Origin of the sequence: Bacillus sp. K2I17 (assembly GCF_002209985.1) — a bacterium.
Classification (GTDB): Bacteria; Bacillota; Bacilli; order Bacillales; family Bacillaceae_G; genus Bacillus_A; species Bacillus_A wiedmannii.
Genome location: NZ_NJGF01000064.1, coordinates 1 through 14205 on the forward strand (window position 1 = coordinate 1; position 14205 = coordinate 14205).

18 protein-coding genes and 1 pseudogene are annotated in these 14205 nt (G+C 34.1%); 5 read left to right on the plus strand and 14 right to left on the minus strand.

What is annotated here, in order from left to right; genetic code table 11:
* Positions 1 to 187: pseudogene (locus tag CER22_RS29275) on the minus strand (collagen-like protein); the annotation flags it as partial.
* Positions 188 to 719: 532 nt separating this feature from the next.
* Between CER22_RS29275 and CER22_RS29280 the strand changes: the two are divergent.
* Entirely contained in the window at positions 720 to 1223 is a 504-nt protein-coding gene (locus tag CER22_RS29280; protein ID WP_088064526.1) for a DinB family protein, read from the plus strand.
* A gap of 137 nt (positions 1224 to 1360) precedes the next feature.
* Complete coding sequence (locus tag CER22_RS29285; RefSeq protein WP_087985349.1) at positions 1361 to 1693, plus strand: YfjL-like protein; 333 nt, start codon at positions 1361 to 1363, stop codon at positions 1691 to 1693.
* Between the two features lie 61 nt (positions 1694 to 1754).
* Here the strand turns inward: CER22_RS29285 and CER22_RS29290 are convergent, their stop codons facing one another.
* The 7 genes from CER22_RS29290 to CER22_RS29320 form a co-directional block, all read right to left on the minus strand.
* Positions 1755 to 2447 (minus strand): ABC transporter permease, encoded by a 693-nt coding sequence (locus CER22_RS29290; RefSeq protein WP_088610294.1) that lies wholly within the window; start codon positions 2445 to 2447, stop codon positions 1755 to 1757.
* 24 nt (positions 2448 to 2471) lie between these two features.
* A complete protein-coding gene (locus tag CER22_RS29295) occupies positions 2472 to 3344 on the minus strand; it encodes a DUF4097 family beta strand repeat-containing protein (protein ID WP_142293595.1) in 873 nt (290 codons plus the stop codon).
* A 34-nt stretch (positions 3345 to 3378) separates the two neighbouring features.
* Positions 3379 to 4083 (minus strand): ABC transporter permease, encoded by a 705-nt coding sequence (locus tag CER22_RS29300; RefSeq protein ID WP_088064528.1) that lies wholly within the window; start codon positions 4081 to 4083, stop codon positions 3379 to 3381.
* Between the two features lie 34 nt (positions 4084 to 4117).
* On the minus strand, positions 4118 to 4279 hold the full coding sequence (locus CER22_RS33335) for a hypothetical protein (RefSeq protein WP_176546134.1): 162 nt from the start codon (positions 4277 to 4279) through the stop codon (positions 4118 to 4120).
* On the minus strand, positions 4272 to 5195 hold the full coding sequence (locus CER22_RS29310) for an ABC transporter ATP-binding protein (RefSeq protein ID WP_088064530.1): 924 nt from the start codon (positions 5193 to 5195) through the stop codon (positions 4272 to 4274). Before CER22_RS29310 ends, CER22_RS33335 begins: the two co-directional genes overlap by 8 nt.
* 124 nt (positions 5196 to 5319) lie before the next feature.
* The gene (locus CER22_RS29315; protein WP_088610295.1) at positions 5320 to 6255 is read right to left on the minus strand and encodes a sensor histidine kinase; all 936 of its coding nucleotides are present in this window, start codon (positions 6253 to 6255) and stop codon (positions 5320 to 5322) included.
* Position 6256: 1 nt separating this feature from the next.
* On the minus strand, positions 6257 to 6949 hold the full coding sequence (locus CER22_RS29320) for a response regulator transcription factor (protein ID WP_088610296.1): 693 nt from the start codon (positions 6947 to 6949) through the stop codon (positions 6257 to 6259).
* A gap of 169 nt (positions 6950 to 7118) precedes the next feature.
* On the opposite strand from CER22_RS29320, the gene CER22_RS33340 reads away from it, so the two are divergent.
* The gene (locus CER22_RS33340; RefSeq protein WP_048544295.1) at positions 7119 to 7292 is read left to right on the plus strand and encodes a hypothetical protein; all 174 of its coding nucleotides are present in this window, start codon (positions 7119 to 7121) and stop codon (positions 7290 to 7292) included.
* Positions 7293 to 7487: a YwbE family protein gene (locus tag CER22_RS29330; protein ID WP_001014310.1), complete on the plus strand. Its 195-nt coding sequence runs from the start codon at positions 7293 to 7295 to the stop codon at positions 7485 to 7487. It begins immediately after the preceding gene.
* 39 nt (positions 7488 to 7526) lie between these two features.
* Here the strand turns inward: CER22_RS29330 and CER22_RS29335 are convergent, their stop codons facing one another.
* Positions 7527 to 8726, minus strand: a complete 1200-nt coding sequence (locus CER22_RS29335; RefSeq protein ID WP_087985357.1) for a class I SAM-dependent rRNA methyltransferase — start codon at positions 8724 to 8726, stop codon at positions 7527 to 7529.
* 295 nt (positions 8727 to 9021) lie between these two features.
* On the opposite strand from CER22_RS29335, the gene isdG reads away from it, so the two are divergent.
* Positions 9022 to 9345 (plus strand): heme oxygenase, encoded by a 324-nt coding sequence (gene isdG, locus CER22_RS29340; RefSeq protein WP_000587825.1) that lies wholly within the window; start codon positions 9022 to 9024, stop codon positions 9343 to 9345.
* Between the two features lie 68 nt (positions 9346 to 9413).
* Here the strand turns inward: isdG and srtB are convergent, their stop codons facing one another.
* The 5 genes from srtB to CER22_RS29365 form a co-directional block, all read right to left on the minus strand.
* Positions 9414 to 10175, minus strand: a complete 762-nt coding sequence (srtB, locus tag CER22_RS29345) for a class B sortase (RefSeq protein WP_088610297.1) — start codon at positions 10173 to 10175, stop codon at positions 9414 to 9416.
* Between the two features lie 31 nt (positions 10176 to 10206).
* Positions 10207 to 10977: an ABC transporter ATP-binding protein gene (locus CER22_RS29350; protein ID WP_000403736.1), complete on the minus strand. Its 771-nt coding sequence runs from the start codon at positions 10975 to 10977 to the stop codon at positions 10207 to 10209.
* The gene (locus CER22_RS29355) at positions 10967 to 11950 is read right to left on the minus strand and encodes a FecCD family ABC transporter permease (RefSeq protein WP_088610298.1); all 984 of its coding nucleotides are present in this window, start codon (positions 11948 to 11950) and stop codon (positions 10967 to 10969) included. Before CER22_RS29355 ends, CER22_RS29350 begins: the two co-directional genes overlap by 11 nt.
* A gap of 27 nt (positions 11951 to 11977) precedes the next feature.
* Positions 11978 to 12853, minus strand: a complete 876-nt coding sequence (gene isdE, locus CER22_RS29360) for a heme ABC transporter substrate-binding protein IsdE (RefSeq protein ID WP_088610299.1) — start codon at positions 12851 to 12853, stop codon at positions 11978 to 11980.
* Between the two features lie 75 nt (positions 12854 to 12928).
* Positions 12929 to 14205 (minus strand): NEAT domain-containing protein (locus CER22_RS29365; protein ID WP_142293597.1); only part of this gene is annotated, 1277 nt, incomplete at its 5' end.

The window sequence follows — 14205 nt, forward strand, 5'->3', positions numbered from 1 at the left end:
TTGCTCCTGTTATTCCTGTCGCTCCTGTTACTCCCGTCGCTCCTGTTGGACCTGTTACTCCCGTCGGACCTGTTGGGCCCAGCTTAGGAACTGTCCCATCACAACTAAAACAGCAAGAATCAACATGTACACCATTTTGATTATTACACTCACAATACCCATTTATATTATTGCGCCATGAAGACATGTTGACCACTTCCTTCACATTCAATCTTTTAAGTACAATCGCCGAGTTAAAAAACATCTATTTAAATAACAAAGAAATACTTTACCTAGTCGGGATAAACACAGATTTATTCCATACATTCTAGTAATTATTACATGCGATTTGCTCTCCTTTTGCTTGTACTTTCGCCTTCTTGCTCAAATGAAATTCTTTTTTTCATTCTGCATATACATATAAACTTCAATCCAATTGGTGTATTCATCGGCGGACTACTTGCAGTTGAAATTTTCCTTTTTTTCATGGAAATTAGGATTTAGCTCAATAGCCCTTGCTTTAATAGAAATCGGCATTTCAGCTCTCAGCTCAACAATTATTCAACTCTTTATCGTTAACACAAATTTGAACGTTGCTGTACTTGGAGCGCCTTATTTCTTATAGTTGATGAGGAAGAAGAGTGGGAAGAAGCCTCCTTTTTTATTCGTTCTTATAAGATCAAAAGGAAACTATCTTTTTTTCACGAATGTAACCTATGAACATAACGAGGAGGGATAACATGTATCAAACTATTGAAGGCTTCTTGCAATCATGGACATACGAGGCTGAGTCTACTCAGAAGATGCTCGATGCATTAACAGATGAATCTTTGTCAAAAGAAATTGCACCTGGGCACTGGACGTTAGGCAGAGTTGCTTGGCATATCGTGACGGCAATTCCAGTTATATTATCTGGTACGGGACTTAAATTTGAAGGAGAAACAAAAGATTATCCTGTTCCACCTTCAGCTAAAACAATTTCAGATGGGTATCGTAAAGTGAACGCAGCTTTTGTTGATGCACTTCAAGGCGAATGGACTGATAAAGACTTAGCTACTATTAATGACTTCTTTGGTCGTCCTATGCCGAATTCTATATTTTTAATGACACTCATTAATCATCAAAATCACCACCGCGGACAAATGACTGTTTTAATGCGCCAAGCTGGCTTAACCGTCCCTGGCGTATATGGTCCTGCAAAAGAAGAATGGGCCGCGGCTGGAATGGAAGCTCCTAAAATGTAACAATAAAAAAAGACAAGTTGTTTACACATCTTGTCTTTTTCTGTAACTTGTTTCATGTGAAACTATTTTTGCTAAATGGTTGTTTTATGGAAAAAATACGTTAAAATGAATACATATTATAAGGAGGGGCAACCAAATTGAATACAAAAAATAAAAAAATAGCTATGGGAACTATTTTACTAACTTCTATTATCGGAGTTATCAGTGTGTCTCTTTATTGTACAAGTTATGGTACCCCTTGGGGAAAACAAACAGCAGTTACGGAATCAAAAGAATATATTACAAAATACTTTAATCTAGATGCGGAAGTCAAAAATACTTCTTACGATGCTAAAATGAATAGCTATGCAATCTCCTTTGAAACAAGTAAAGACGGAGAGTTTACTATCGAATATAAAAGTCCTAATAACTTTAATATTTCTCCAGGAGTACAAGCATATTTAAGCAAACACTCCAAATTTACAGAGTAGTAACAAAGCATACATATACAAAAAAAGAGTTGCTGTAACGTCAACTCTTTTTTTATTCTTGTCATACAGTTATATCTTCCTTCTCTATATTTTTAATTCCGTAACATGCAATCACAACTCCAATTGCTGCCAATGCTAGTTGAAGAGGAAGGAAAGTTGCTACAGAAAACGTAGTGCTATTCATTGCAATTGATACAACGATAAGGGATGAAACAATTGTAGTTGGCACTGAACGTTTACGCATTCCGAAATATAGTGGGATTAAACTTATTCCCGCAGTTGCAACGGCTAAAGGAACAAGGTTTATCCCTTCTTGCATCAATTGATCTACTGTGAATGAATTAGGAAGAATTGAAAAATAGCTATCTAGCCCAAAGAACATTCCTACTACTAAAATATTAGATAAAATAACTGTTATAAATGTTAATGTTGCTGTAATAACCAACTTACTAACCATCATTTTCTTTCGGTTAATTGGATAAGAAAACATAAGTAGTATTGTTTTGTTTTTATATTCACTAATTATTAACCTTGCGATTAACACACTACCAAAAATAATAAATGTTGCTCTTACTAATGTACTAGCCATTAACAAAACCATCTGTGGATCTCTTATTTCTGGATCTCCTTCTATTTGAGAAACGATGCTCGTAAAGATCAGTAATGCCAGTATAGCGATATTTGCAATAATCGCTCCCCTCACATACCATCCAATCTTAAATTTCTTCAGTTCTAGCTTCATAAGACGTAGCATAATAGTCCTCCTTTCATTTACATTTTAATCGATATAAATTACCCCTGTTTTACTTAAAATCTCCACTTTGTTTTTTGCATCACCAATCGTTCCTGCTTTTATCTTTTCTGTATTTTTATCTTTCTTAAGTCCTTTTAAATCTATCATTACGTCAGACGAATTACTTTTAGCCGTAAGTTTCAATGAAGCTGGAACACCTTTATATCTTACGCCAATATCTCCTGACTTTGTTTCTACAAATAATGATTTTCCTTCTTTCATATCTTTCAGTAATACTTCACCGGATGTTGAAGTGATGTTCATATTTTCGTTTTTTATATTTTTCACATAATTATCGCCAGTAGTAGAAGTTATATTTACTTCTTGTAATGAACTATCTTTTAACATTAAATCTCCGCTTTCGGATGTAAATTCACCCTTCTCTGCCGATAGTCCTACAACCATTCCATCTCCAGACTCACTTTTTGTCACAATATTTTTCACTTCTATATCCCTTATTTTCACATCACCCGATTTATTATTTAATACAATTTTATCTATTTCTTTCTTCGGAACAACTATAGATATACTATTTTTCTTCCTAAACGTAAAACCATTAAAGAATCTGGTCGCCTTTTGTTTTTGCTTAACTATAACTTTATTCCCTTCATGTTCTATTTCGACAGGATCTATCTCTTCATCCACTTGTTTACCTTGAGCCAAAATCACTATTTTGTTAGCATCTGTACCTATAAATTCAATATCCCAGTCTTCATTGTTCACTTCTATTTCTTTTATATGATTTATCTCAAAAGACTTTTCTTTCTTAAAATCTTTCCCCTGAAATACCTTAAAGCCAAAAACCACACTAGCAATTGTCAAAAATAATATTGCAATTACTATTATTTTTTTCACCATTCATACCCCAGTTCGTTTTTGTTTTAGGCTTGCTTCACGCCACATCGATCTTGTCGATTTTACGAAACGATAGATAACTAATGAAAATCCCTAATAAACAGAGCACTATTGGGATAGCTATAAAATCAAACATACTTACTTGATTGCTTTCAGCCCCAACGTTACCACTAATCAGCATACCAATTATTACAGCCGAAGTAATTGTTGTCGGTGTTGATTTCTTTCTCATCCCAAAAAATAAAGAAATTAAACTTATACCAGATATCATAAATGCACTTATAATAGTAGCTGGAACGATAGCTATTATTTCACCTATCGTAGCTGGCGTTTCAATCAGTCCCATCATTGGACTCACAAAATATACGAGCAAACTAATAATAAAAGTAGCAATAATCGTGCTCACAAAACAAAAACAAAAAACAATTGTTAATTTCGCTCTCATTAACATTTTCCTTTGCAGTGGGTACATAAATGATAGTTGTATCGTTTTGTTCTTATACTCATCAATTACTAAACGTGATAAAATGACCGAACTAAAAATAATGAATGTTATCCTAATAAAAATATTTGCTAAAGCCATGTTCTGTGTGAAGTCAGAGAAGAGCACGTCTCCCTCAGCTTTCATTCCTAATGCCATAAGGCTTACTGCAGCGAAAATTGCTATAATACAAATTGCTACACTTTTAAAGTAACTAGATAATCGATGCTTTTTCCACTCAAGCTTCATTAATCTAAGCATACAAACCACTCCTCCATCCTTTATATAACTATCTCTACGCTGCTAACATTCTAATTCCAGCCGTAACTACGCTTACTATTCCTATCACTAGTACAATTAACAACCATTTCCGCTCTGGTTTTCTATAATATAAAATCCCACTTATGAACATTACAATCAATCCACTTACTAGATTCACTAACAATCCATTAAGCATGAATGCCCTCTCCATCCATTACATTTAAGAAATATTCTTCTAAGGAACTATGTTTCTTATTAATACTTTCAATTTCTACATCGTTCATAATAAGTGCTTTTGAAATGGCTTGCTGTGTCGCCGCCAATTCATACACACGAATCATATTTCCACTCATTATTTTGTAATTTTTTATACCGAGTTTATCTTCTAAAATATAAGCTGCACGCTTCACATCAAGAACAGTAATTTCAATGTACTCTGTTTGTTTTCCGTTAATACTCTTCATTGAAACTTCTTTTATTAGTTTTCCATTTTGAATTACACCAATTGTATCCGCCATTTGTTCCATCTCGCCTAAAATATGACTAGAGACTAATAACGTAATACCATATTCTTTGCAGAGCATTTTAAATAAGTCTCGTAATTCTTTAATACCAATTGGATCTAAGCCGTTAATAGGTTCATCTAAAATGAGTAATTCTGGCTTTGTCATGATTGCCCTTGCAATACCAAGTCGTTGCTTCATACCTAATGAAAAATCTTTTACTTTTTTATCATCTATACCGTGCAATTTCACTAAATTTAAAGCATGATCAATTGCGTTCTTGTCGTAATACCCCATATATTCACAATGTAATTCTAAGTTTTCCTTCGCCGTTAATTTATCATAAAAGATTGGATATTCGATAATTGTCCCCATGCGCTTTAACAATTCATAAGATGTATCCGTTAACTTCTCACCAAAAATTTCAATATCACCGCTCGTCGGTTTTATTAAATTTGTAATCATTTTCATAATCGTTGTTTTACCTGCACCATTCGGTCCTAAGAAACCGTATATCTCTCCTTTTTTCACATGCATGTTGACGCTAGAAATAACTTCTTTCCCTTTAAACACTTTCGTTAACTGATTCGTTTTTAATATATATGTCATGTCACTGTCTCCTTTCGCACTACCTTATACTTCTATAATAGACAACGGAAATCTCTTTTTTCTTACCCGTTCCTTACAAATTCCTTACGCTGAAAAAAGCTTGTAGAATCTACTTCTCTACAAGCTAAAACAGCATCTTTTTTAATACAACTGTAAAAATCGTTTTTTTATATGGCTTACTAGAAAGGTTAATTTTTCCATACATCGCTTCCACAAGCCGTTTCGTAATCGTTAACCCTAAACCGCTCCCTTGGTACAATCTATTTCTTGAATCTTCAAGTGTGTACATACGCTCAAACACTTTATCAATATGAGATTCATCAATTCCTTTCCCTGTATCCCATACATCTATATACACACTCGTTTCATCATCTCTTAACCTCACACCAAGTGTCTTTCCATCGTCTCCATATGTAATTGCATTTGATATTAAATTATTCAATACTCTACCTAATACTTCTACATTTCCAAGTGCATATATATTTCTTTCTGGTATATCAATATGAACTTGAAACCCTTTCGCCGTCACTAAATCATAAAAAGATAAAATCTTCTCACGACAAACTTCATTCATATTTACTTTTGTCATCTCGATTGCCTTGTCACCAGATTCTAATTTTGCTAAATCAAAAAACTTATGAATCAATTCCATTACTTCTAGTGTTTTTACATGCACCTTTTCAAGTAATATTTGCTGTTCTTCTTTACTCATCGCTTTATCCTTATTTAACATTTCTGTATATCCAAGAATAACTGTTAGTGGCGTCTTTAAATCATGTGAAATATTTGAAAGCATTTTTCTCATCAAAATTTCTACTTTTGCATGATCTGCATTCGTTTTCTGTTTTGCAGCTAGTAATTGATTAATTGCCACTAATAATTTTTGTAATTGTAGATTATCTGTCATAACGAGTAACTTCTCGCCTGTTTGTTCATTTACAATACTTTCTAGCTTTTCATATGTGTATCGTAAATTTTTGCTACTGTTTTCTCTCATTTTATACTGTATGTAAATGACACATAACAATGTAAAAATAATACCTATTAACAAATTGACCATATTACATCACTTCCAACTTATAGCCGATGCCCCATAACGTTTTAATATACTCTGGATTAGATGGATCACTTTCAATTTTCTCGCGCAATCTTCTCATATGAACATTTATAACATTATCATCACCGTAATACTCTTCGTTCCAAACTAACGTATATATTTGCGCTTTCGTAAATACACGATTTTGATTCTTTACGAATAGCTTTAAAATCTCAAATTCTTTTAAAGTAAGTTTGAGCGGCTTTCCGTTTTTTTCAACCGTAAAATTAATTGGATTAATTGCTAAATCACCAATTTGAATCATCTTTTCTGTTGTTTCTGTAGCTGAATATTTCGTAGACCTCCGAATACCCGCTTTTACACGTGCAGCCAATTCAATCATAGAAAACGGCTTACAAATGTAATCATCTGCTCCAAGTCCTAATCCAACAGCTTTATCAACATCTGTATCTTTTGCCGACATCATTAAAATCGGAACGGCACTTTTTTCCCGAATGATTCGCACAACCTCTAAGCCATCTAGCTTTGGCATCATAATGTCGAGGATAACTAAATCAAAGGATGATTTAAAAAATGCTTGCACCCCTTCTTCTCCGTCAGACGCGATTGTAACTTGAAAACCTTCCTTTATTAAATACTTTTCCACCATCTCTTGAATTGAAATATCATCTTCAACTAATAAAATATGATGTGACATATGTCTATCCCCTTTTTTACAAACATTAACATTTCAATTGTATCGTAACGGATGAATACTGGAAAGAATTATATGAATTTTCAAACCAACTTCCCTTCCTTCCTTAACAATGATATGATAAAATTCACTACTATTGTTCATAATTAACTTTATATAAAGGAGACTTATCATGTCAGAAAACAAAAAAGTAAGCTTAGCTGATTTAATGCGTGAACAACTTGCAAAGAAAAAGCAAGGAAATGGAAATGGTGCAAATAATACAAATCAAAGCCAAGCAACGAAAAAATTACAAAACCAACAAACGAAGAAAACAAACAACCAACGTAGACGTACAGGTGTATAAATGAACGGACAAAAACGTTCTAATATCGCACCCGGTCTTGAAGTTGATATTGTATTAAAACAAGATCAACGCACCGGTAAATTAACACGTGGAATTGTAAAAGATATTTTAACAAACTCCCCTTCTCATCCACATGGCATTAAAGTACGATTGCAGGACGGGCAAGTCGGTAGAGTACAAAATATCGTTCAATAAGAAAAGGAGCTCAAGTAAACTCGAGCTCCTTTTTCTTTATTACCCTTTAATTTTCTCAATGAAAACTACTTTTAAATAGTCTCCTTCTTTGAATTGATCAATGGTACGAAAATCTTCTGGTAAAGAATGTTCTTCTAATATTTTATATTTGCCATTCATTTCTTTAAATGCCGTATCGATAAATCCTTTAAACTTTTTCATATCAAATGCGCTACAGTTTGTAGAAGCAACGATAATCCCGTTATTTTCTGTAATCGCAATTGTTTCTTTTAGTAAGTTTTTATAATCTTTCGCTGCACTAAATGTATATTTTTTTGAGCGTGCAAAACTTGGAGGATCAAGTACGACCATATCAAATTTCATCTTTTTCTTAGCTGCATATTTGAAGTAAAGAAATACATCTTCTACAATAATATCTTGCGCTTCATAATCAACTTCATTTACACTAAACTGCTCAATCGTTTTACTTAAACTACGATTTGCAAGGTCGACACTCGTCGTTTTACTCGCTCCGCCAAGCGCTGCAAATACAGAGAAAGCACCTGTATAAGAGAACATATTTAATACTGTTCTCCCCTTTGCATATTTATCACGAATTTGTTTTCGAACGTTACGCTGATCTAAAAATACACCAACCATCGCTCCGTCATTTAAATAAACAGCAAAGTTCACACCGTTCTCTTTTACGATAAGCGGGAACTCACCGCGTACTCCTGCTACGAAATCATCGCCTTCAATGTATTTCCCTTTCGTATCAAAACGCTTTTTCTCATAAATACCTTTAAAGTTTGCTACTTTTTGAAGAGCTGCTATAATCTCATCTCTGAAAGTATAAATCCCTTCACTATACCAACTTACTACATAATAGCCGTCATAATAATCAATAATTAAGCCTCCAAGACCATCACCTTCACCATTTAGGGCACGGAATGCTGTCGTATCACTTGATTTGTAAAATTGCTTTCGTTTATGTAAGGCAGATTTTATTTTACTTTCAAAGAAAGATTGATTAATTTGTTCACTCTCTTTTCTCGTTAAAATCCAGCCGTATCCTTTATTTTGTTTTCCATAATAACCTTTTCCGACAAAATGGTTCTTCTCATCTACTACTTTAATGATTGTTCCTTCTTCCTGAACATCATTTAAATTTTGAATCGCATCTTTTAAAATAAGCGGATATCCACTTTTAATTTCTTTTATAAATTTCGGTTTTATTTTTACAGTTACTTCTGATCGCATATAATAACTTCCTTTCCATTTGCATGCTTTCTCTATAGGAAGCATTTAAAAAACGAGCCTGAAAAAACAGCCTCGTTTCACTATACCATATTATTGCTTTGCTAGTACAACTCGCTCATTCCCTCACTTAACCGCCACATATTTACTACATTTTGAAATGGAAATCTTACTGTCCAAAATAATCAAAAAACTTATTTATTTCACATTTACCATTGACATTGATAATGATTTTCATTATCATTTAATGTATATGAGTTCTCGAAAATAAAGGCTACATTTATAGGAGGAATAAAACATGATTATTGTTACAAATACAGCTAAAATTACAAAGGGAAATGGACATAAATTAATTGAGCGTTTTAATAAAGTAGGTCAAGTCGAAACGATGCCAGGCTTTTTAGGATTAGAAGTTCTTTTAACGCAAAATACAGTTGATTATGATGAAGTAACAATTAGCACACGCTGGAATGCAAAAGAAGATTTCCAAGGTTGGACGAAGAGCTCAGCATTTAAAGATGCTCATTCACATCAAGGTGGGATGCCAGAATATATTCTTGATAATAAAATCACTTACTACAATGTTGAAGTTGTACGTATGCCAATGGCTGCAGCACAGTAAACATATTTCTTTTTTAAAGTATAGAATATGAGAAGCGTTACCACTTCTCATATTCTATACTTTTTTTACTATCTCTTTACTAGTTTCGCATGCACGACTAACCTTCCTGCTTCCGGATCAAGTGCATAGTCACACGTCGAAAGTGTTACGATTTGATCACTCGCTGTCAATTTTGTATCCGTTTTGTACAGCGATTTTTCTTGAATTTTCTCCAAAAACGATGTGTATTCCGTATCATTGCTAAAATCCGTTTCAATGTAATAAAAATCAGTTGTTGTTGTATACACCGAGAACACTTCAAGATCATATCCTTCAAATAATGTATCGTAATATAATTTACGATGCGACATGAAGAACTCTTCATCTAACATTTTCTTTAAACTTCCAAACATAGAACCATCTTTCATACGGTGACCATATAAAATAGTATTTCGATTTTGAGATTTCACATCATTACGATAGTCCATAAAAATGCTGCCTGCTCTCATATCTTCACCTTTATAATTACGAAATAAATAGTAATCATTGTCTTTCGCCTGAACGATTGGATAATTAATTTGTGTATCATCCATCGTAATCCATCCAACTATTTCTTGGTTAATTTGCTGCAGAGCTTTGAACTGTTTACGTACTTCCCCGTCTTGTGATTGCTCTTCTATCGGACTCTTTTCATAAATGTTTTGTGCTTCGGCCATTACTTTACGATTTTCATAGTAATCCATGAAAATATCACCTAATTCATATACTGAATAGAAAAAGGTACCTAAAAAAACAACTGTAAGTATTCGTTGAAAAAAAGAATTCTTCTTCCGTTCTTTTTTACTACTCAAATCATCACCTCAAAACGGATTGTTCGCATATTTAAATACCCATTGGGACCATATACAACCCTGTATCTTCATCTTGCTTTACAACGACATCTACACCGTATATCGTCTTTATCATACTTTCTGTCACAACATCATTCGGCTTACCTTTCGTAACAATTTCGCCGTCTTTCATAACAATAATATGATCACTATAGCGAATCGCCTGATTGATATCATGTAATACCATAACGATTGTCAATCCATGTACTTCATTTAACTCTTTTACTAGCTCTAATATTTCAAGTTGATAATAAATATCTAAATATGTTGTCGGTTCATCTAAAAAGAGCATTGGTGTTTTCTGAGCTAACGTCATGGCAATCCAAACACGTTGTCTTTCTCCACCAGATAAGGCGTGAATCTCTTTATCACGTTTACTTAGCAAATTCGTACATGCTAAAGCCCTTTCGATTGCTTCTCTATCTTCATCAGTTTGCGAGGAAAAAATATTTTTATGAGGCATACGACCATAACTTGTTAATTTCTCTACCGTCATGTCTGCCGGTGCTTCATTTTGTTGATGGACAACGGCTAACTTTCTAGCAAACTCTTTCGGTTTATATTGACTAATCGCCTTCCCATCGAGTATTATCTCTCCGCTACGAGGGTCGTGATTTCTTGACATCACACCAAGTAATGTCGATTTCCCGCAACCGTTTGGACCAATAATTGTTGTAATTTTACCAATTTCTATTTCACTACTAACCGACTTTAATCGATCCGTTACATTATCATACGAAAAGGTTACATTTTTAATTTCCATGAACTTTATCACTCTTTCTAAGCAAGAATATTAAGAATGGGCCACCAATCACTGCCATAATCGTCGCTGCTGGAATTTCGTTAGGTGGCACAATTAACCTTCCAATCGTATCCGCCGTCAAAATTAATAACGCTCCTGCAAGAGCAGAAAATGGAATTAATACTTTATGATCCGAACCGACTAGTTGTCTTGAAATGTGCGGAACGAGTAATCCTACGAAAGCAATAACACCTGCAATTGCTGTTGATACTGCTGCTAAAAGTACTGCAATAGCAGAAATAATAAGACGAACTCTCGTCACGTGCAAACCTAAGTTTTTCGCAGTCTTATCTTGTAGCGATAATAAGTTACACCAAGCTCCTACAAACAGAGCAAGAATAAGACCAATCGTTCCATATGTAACCATTATTTCTACATCGTCCCACGTCTTCATCGTTATGTTAGAAGTCGTCGTTTGCTTAATACTCTGAATGAAGTATCCGCAAATCGTAATGAACGATTCATTTAATCCAGTGAACATTGCATTAATAGCTATACCAACTAAAATAATGCGAAGCGGACTTAACCCTGACTTCCATGAAAATGCATAAACGAGATAACATGCAAACGCACCACCTAAAAAGGCGAATACCGGTGTCCAGAAAAAGAATTGCGGGAATAACGTAATAATAACAAGTATCATAAAACTTGCTCCAGAAGATATCCCGATTACCCCAGCATCAGCAAGTGGATTTTTCATAACAGCTTGAAAAAGCACACCTGAAACGGCCAGAGCTGCTCCAGTAAATAGTGCAATAATAATACGTGGGAAACGTAAATCTTTAATCACTTCAACATCTTCATTTCCCCCTGTAAATATCCCTTGCACAAGCTCAACAATACCTATTTCTAAACTCCCTTTCATCGCTGACAATGATGTCATAACAATAAGCAATGCAGTAACAATGAGGAAACTCCAAGTTTTTTTATTCATTCCACTCTTCCTTTATATTAAAATGCATCACGGATACATCATTTTTTTCAATTCATCTAACGCTTCCATTGCTGCTAAATTACCTGTCGTCCCAAATAAGCGCTCTTCTAAATCGTAAACACGGTTATTTTTAACGGCAACGAAATGTTTCCAAATATCATTTGTTTTAAATTCTTTATCAAACATTTTCACAACTTCATCAGGCATACCATGAGCTGCTCGTAAAATAATATCTGGATCAGCTTTTTTTAAATACTCTGTATTAGAAGCTAAATACTCTACTTGTTCACCTTGCACAATATTTTTGCCACCTAGTTGTTTCACTAGATCTCCAATATAAGAATGCTCTGTTGCTACTAAATAACTCCCTGGTACACCTAATAAAATAAGCACTGTCGGTTCTTTCTTTCCCTTTACTGCTTTTTTAATCTCTGCAACCTTGTTATCTAACTTCGTTACAACTGCTTCAGCCTGCTTTTCACGTCCATATTGCTTACCTAAATCGCTAATGGAATTTTGCATATTTTTCAAGCTTGTTAAATCTAAAAAGTTTGCTTTCGTGCCCACACCATCAAAAACTGACTTTAATTCATATTCAAGTGTTGTCACGGATAATACTTCTGACGGCTTTAATGACTTTACCTTTTCCATATCAGGACTCATCGGATTCCCGACTTCAGGTAAACCTTTATATCTCTTTGGTAAATCTTTCGTACTTGTTGGAATACCAACTAAATCTACTTCTAACGCATCCATAATTTCAGTAACAGCAACTGTCGTTGCAACAATTCTCTCTTTACTCTCACTCTTTACCTGTTTTGCTGCTTCTTTTTTGGGCGCCGAGCATCCAGCTATACTCACTAATAGAATGATAGCCATTAGTACACTAGCAATTTTCTTCACTCTCAATCACCACTCCTTTCCAAACAATATGAAACAAGTCTTGATGCATGCGAACATGCATCAAGACTCCAAAAATTACAATCTTCCTGCTCTATATTTACGAACTAGTAAAGCAAGTGACCCCAGCAATAGCACCATGTATAAACCTAGTTGTGCTGTATCTGCCGTTTTTGAGTTTTTCTCTTTTTTCGAATCATTTTTTTGATCTTCTTTTTTCTTCTTATCATCTGCATTTCGGTTAAAATCAGGATTATCTACTTTTTTTACATTATCTACTTTCGGTGTAATCACTGGATTGTTCGGATTATTTTTTGGATCCTCTTTAATCGTGCCTAACACACCAATATTATTTGTATCAAATTGAATTTGGACATCGTAGAAATGATGGTAGTTCATTTCGTTGATATCAACTTTTACTTTTGCATTTAATTTTGCAAATAAATCACTTACTTCAAATTGCACTACTCTCCTATTTGCATTTTTATCTTCGCTTACTACTTTCGCATCAGCAAAAAGACTGTTATTTTCCGTTTGGAATTTTGTAATCCATGCACTATTTTTCAACGTCATCTCAATGTACTTTTTACCATCTTTAACGATTAATTTTGCTGGGTGTACAGTATAGTCATGCATCTTTGAAAGCTCATTTGTTTTATCTTTTAACACTTTAAATGGAATATCATATTGACCATCCACTAAATTTCTTGGATCAACTATTACTTTTGGCTTATTATTTCCGCCTTGGTTGTTGTTTCCACCTTGGTTATCGTTTTCGCCTTGGTTACCTAAAACTTTAATACTATCTTGATCAAATACAAATTGAACATCGTAGAAATGGTGATAATTCATCGCATCAATATCTACTTTTACTTTTGCGTTTAATTTTTTAGATAAATCATCTACTTCTAACTCTACTACTTTTGTATTTTGCTCTTTATTCTCACTTAATACTTTTGCATTAACAAAAGAACTATTCTTCTCAAACTCAAACTTTGTAATCCATGCACTATTCGTTAATGTAAACGATACATACTTCTTACCATCTTTCACTTTTAGTACAGCTGGACTCTTTGTATATGTGTTCATCATTGAAATTTCTTCTGTTTGATCTTTTAGAACTTTAAAGCCAATGCTGTATTCACCATCTTTAAGGGCTTTTGGATCAATGGTTGCGTTGTTACCTTGGTTGTTGTTTCCACCTTGGTTATCGTTTCCGCCTTGGTTATCGTTTCCGCCTTGGTTATCGTTTTCGCCTTGGTTATCGTTTCCGCCTTGGTTATCGTTTTCGCCTTGGTTATTGTTTCCGCCTTGGTTATCGTTTCCGCCTTGGTTATCGTTTCCGCCTTGGTTAT

Bases quoted from the DNA above. Each gene is read 5' to 3' on its own strand.
- CER22_RS29350 (WP_000403736.1), bottom strand. From the start codon at position 10,977: ATGGAAATTAAAAATGTAACCTTTTCGTATGATAATGTAACGGATCGA.
- CER22_RS29300 (WP_088064528.1), bottom strand. From the start codon at position 4,083: ATGCTTAGATTAATGAAGCTTGAGTGGAAAAAGCATCGATTATCTAGT.
- CER22_RS33340 (WP_048544295.1), top strand. From the start codon at position 7,119: ATGTCAGAAAACAAAAAAGTAAGCTTAGCTGATTTAATGCGTGAACAA.
- CER22_RS33335 (WP_176546134.1), bottom strand. From the start codon at position 4,279: ATGCTTAATGGATTGTTAGTGAATCTAGTAAGTGGATTGATTGTAATG.
- CER22_RS29330 (WP_001014310.1), top strand. From the start codon at position 7,293: ATGAACGGACAAAAACGTTCTAATATCGCACCCGGTCTTGAAGTTGAT.
- isdG (WP_000587825.1), top strand. From the start codon at position 9,022: ATGATTATTGTTACAAATACAGCTAAAATTACAAAGGGAAATGGACAT.
- CER22_RS29320 (WP_088610296.1), bottom strand. From the start codon at position 6,949: ATGTCACATCATATTTTATTAGTTGAAGATGATATTTCAATTCAAGAG.
- CER22_RS29315 (WP_088610295.1), bottom strand. From the start codon at position 6,255: ATGGTCAATTTGTTAATAGGTATTATTTTTACATTGTTATGTGTCATT.
- CER22_RS29280 (WP_088064526.1), top strand. From the start codon at position 720: ATGTATCAAACTATTGAAGGCTTCTTGCAATCATGGACATACGAGGCT.
- CER22_RS29295 (WP_142293595.1), bottom strand. From the start codon at position 3,344: ATGGTGAAAAAAATAATAGTAATTGCAATATTATTTTTGACAATTGCT.
- CER22_RS29310 (WP_088064530.1), bottom strand. From the start codon at position 5,195: ATGACATATATATTAAAAACGAATCAGTTAACGAAAGTGTTTAAAGGG.
- CER22_RS29355 (WP_088610298.1), bottom strand. From the start codon at position 11,950: ATGAATAAAAAAACTTGGAGTTTCCTCATTGTTACTGCATTGCTTATT.
- CER22_RS29335 (WP_087985357.1), bottom strand. From the start codon at position 8,726: ATGCGATCAGAAGTAACTGTAAAAATAAAACCGAAATTTATAAAAGAA.
- CER22_RS29290 (WP_088610294.1), bottom strand. From the start codon at position 2,447: ATGCTACGTCTTATGAAGCTAGAACTGAAGAAATTTAAGATTGGATGG.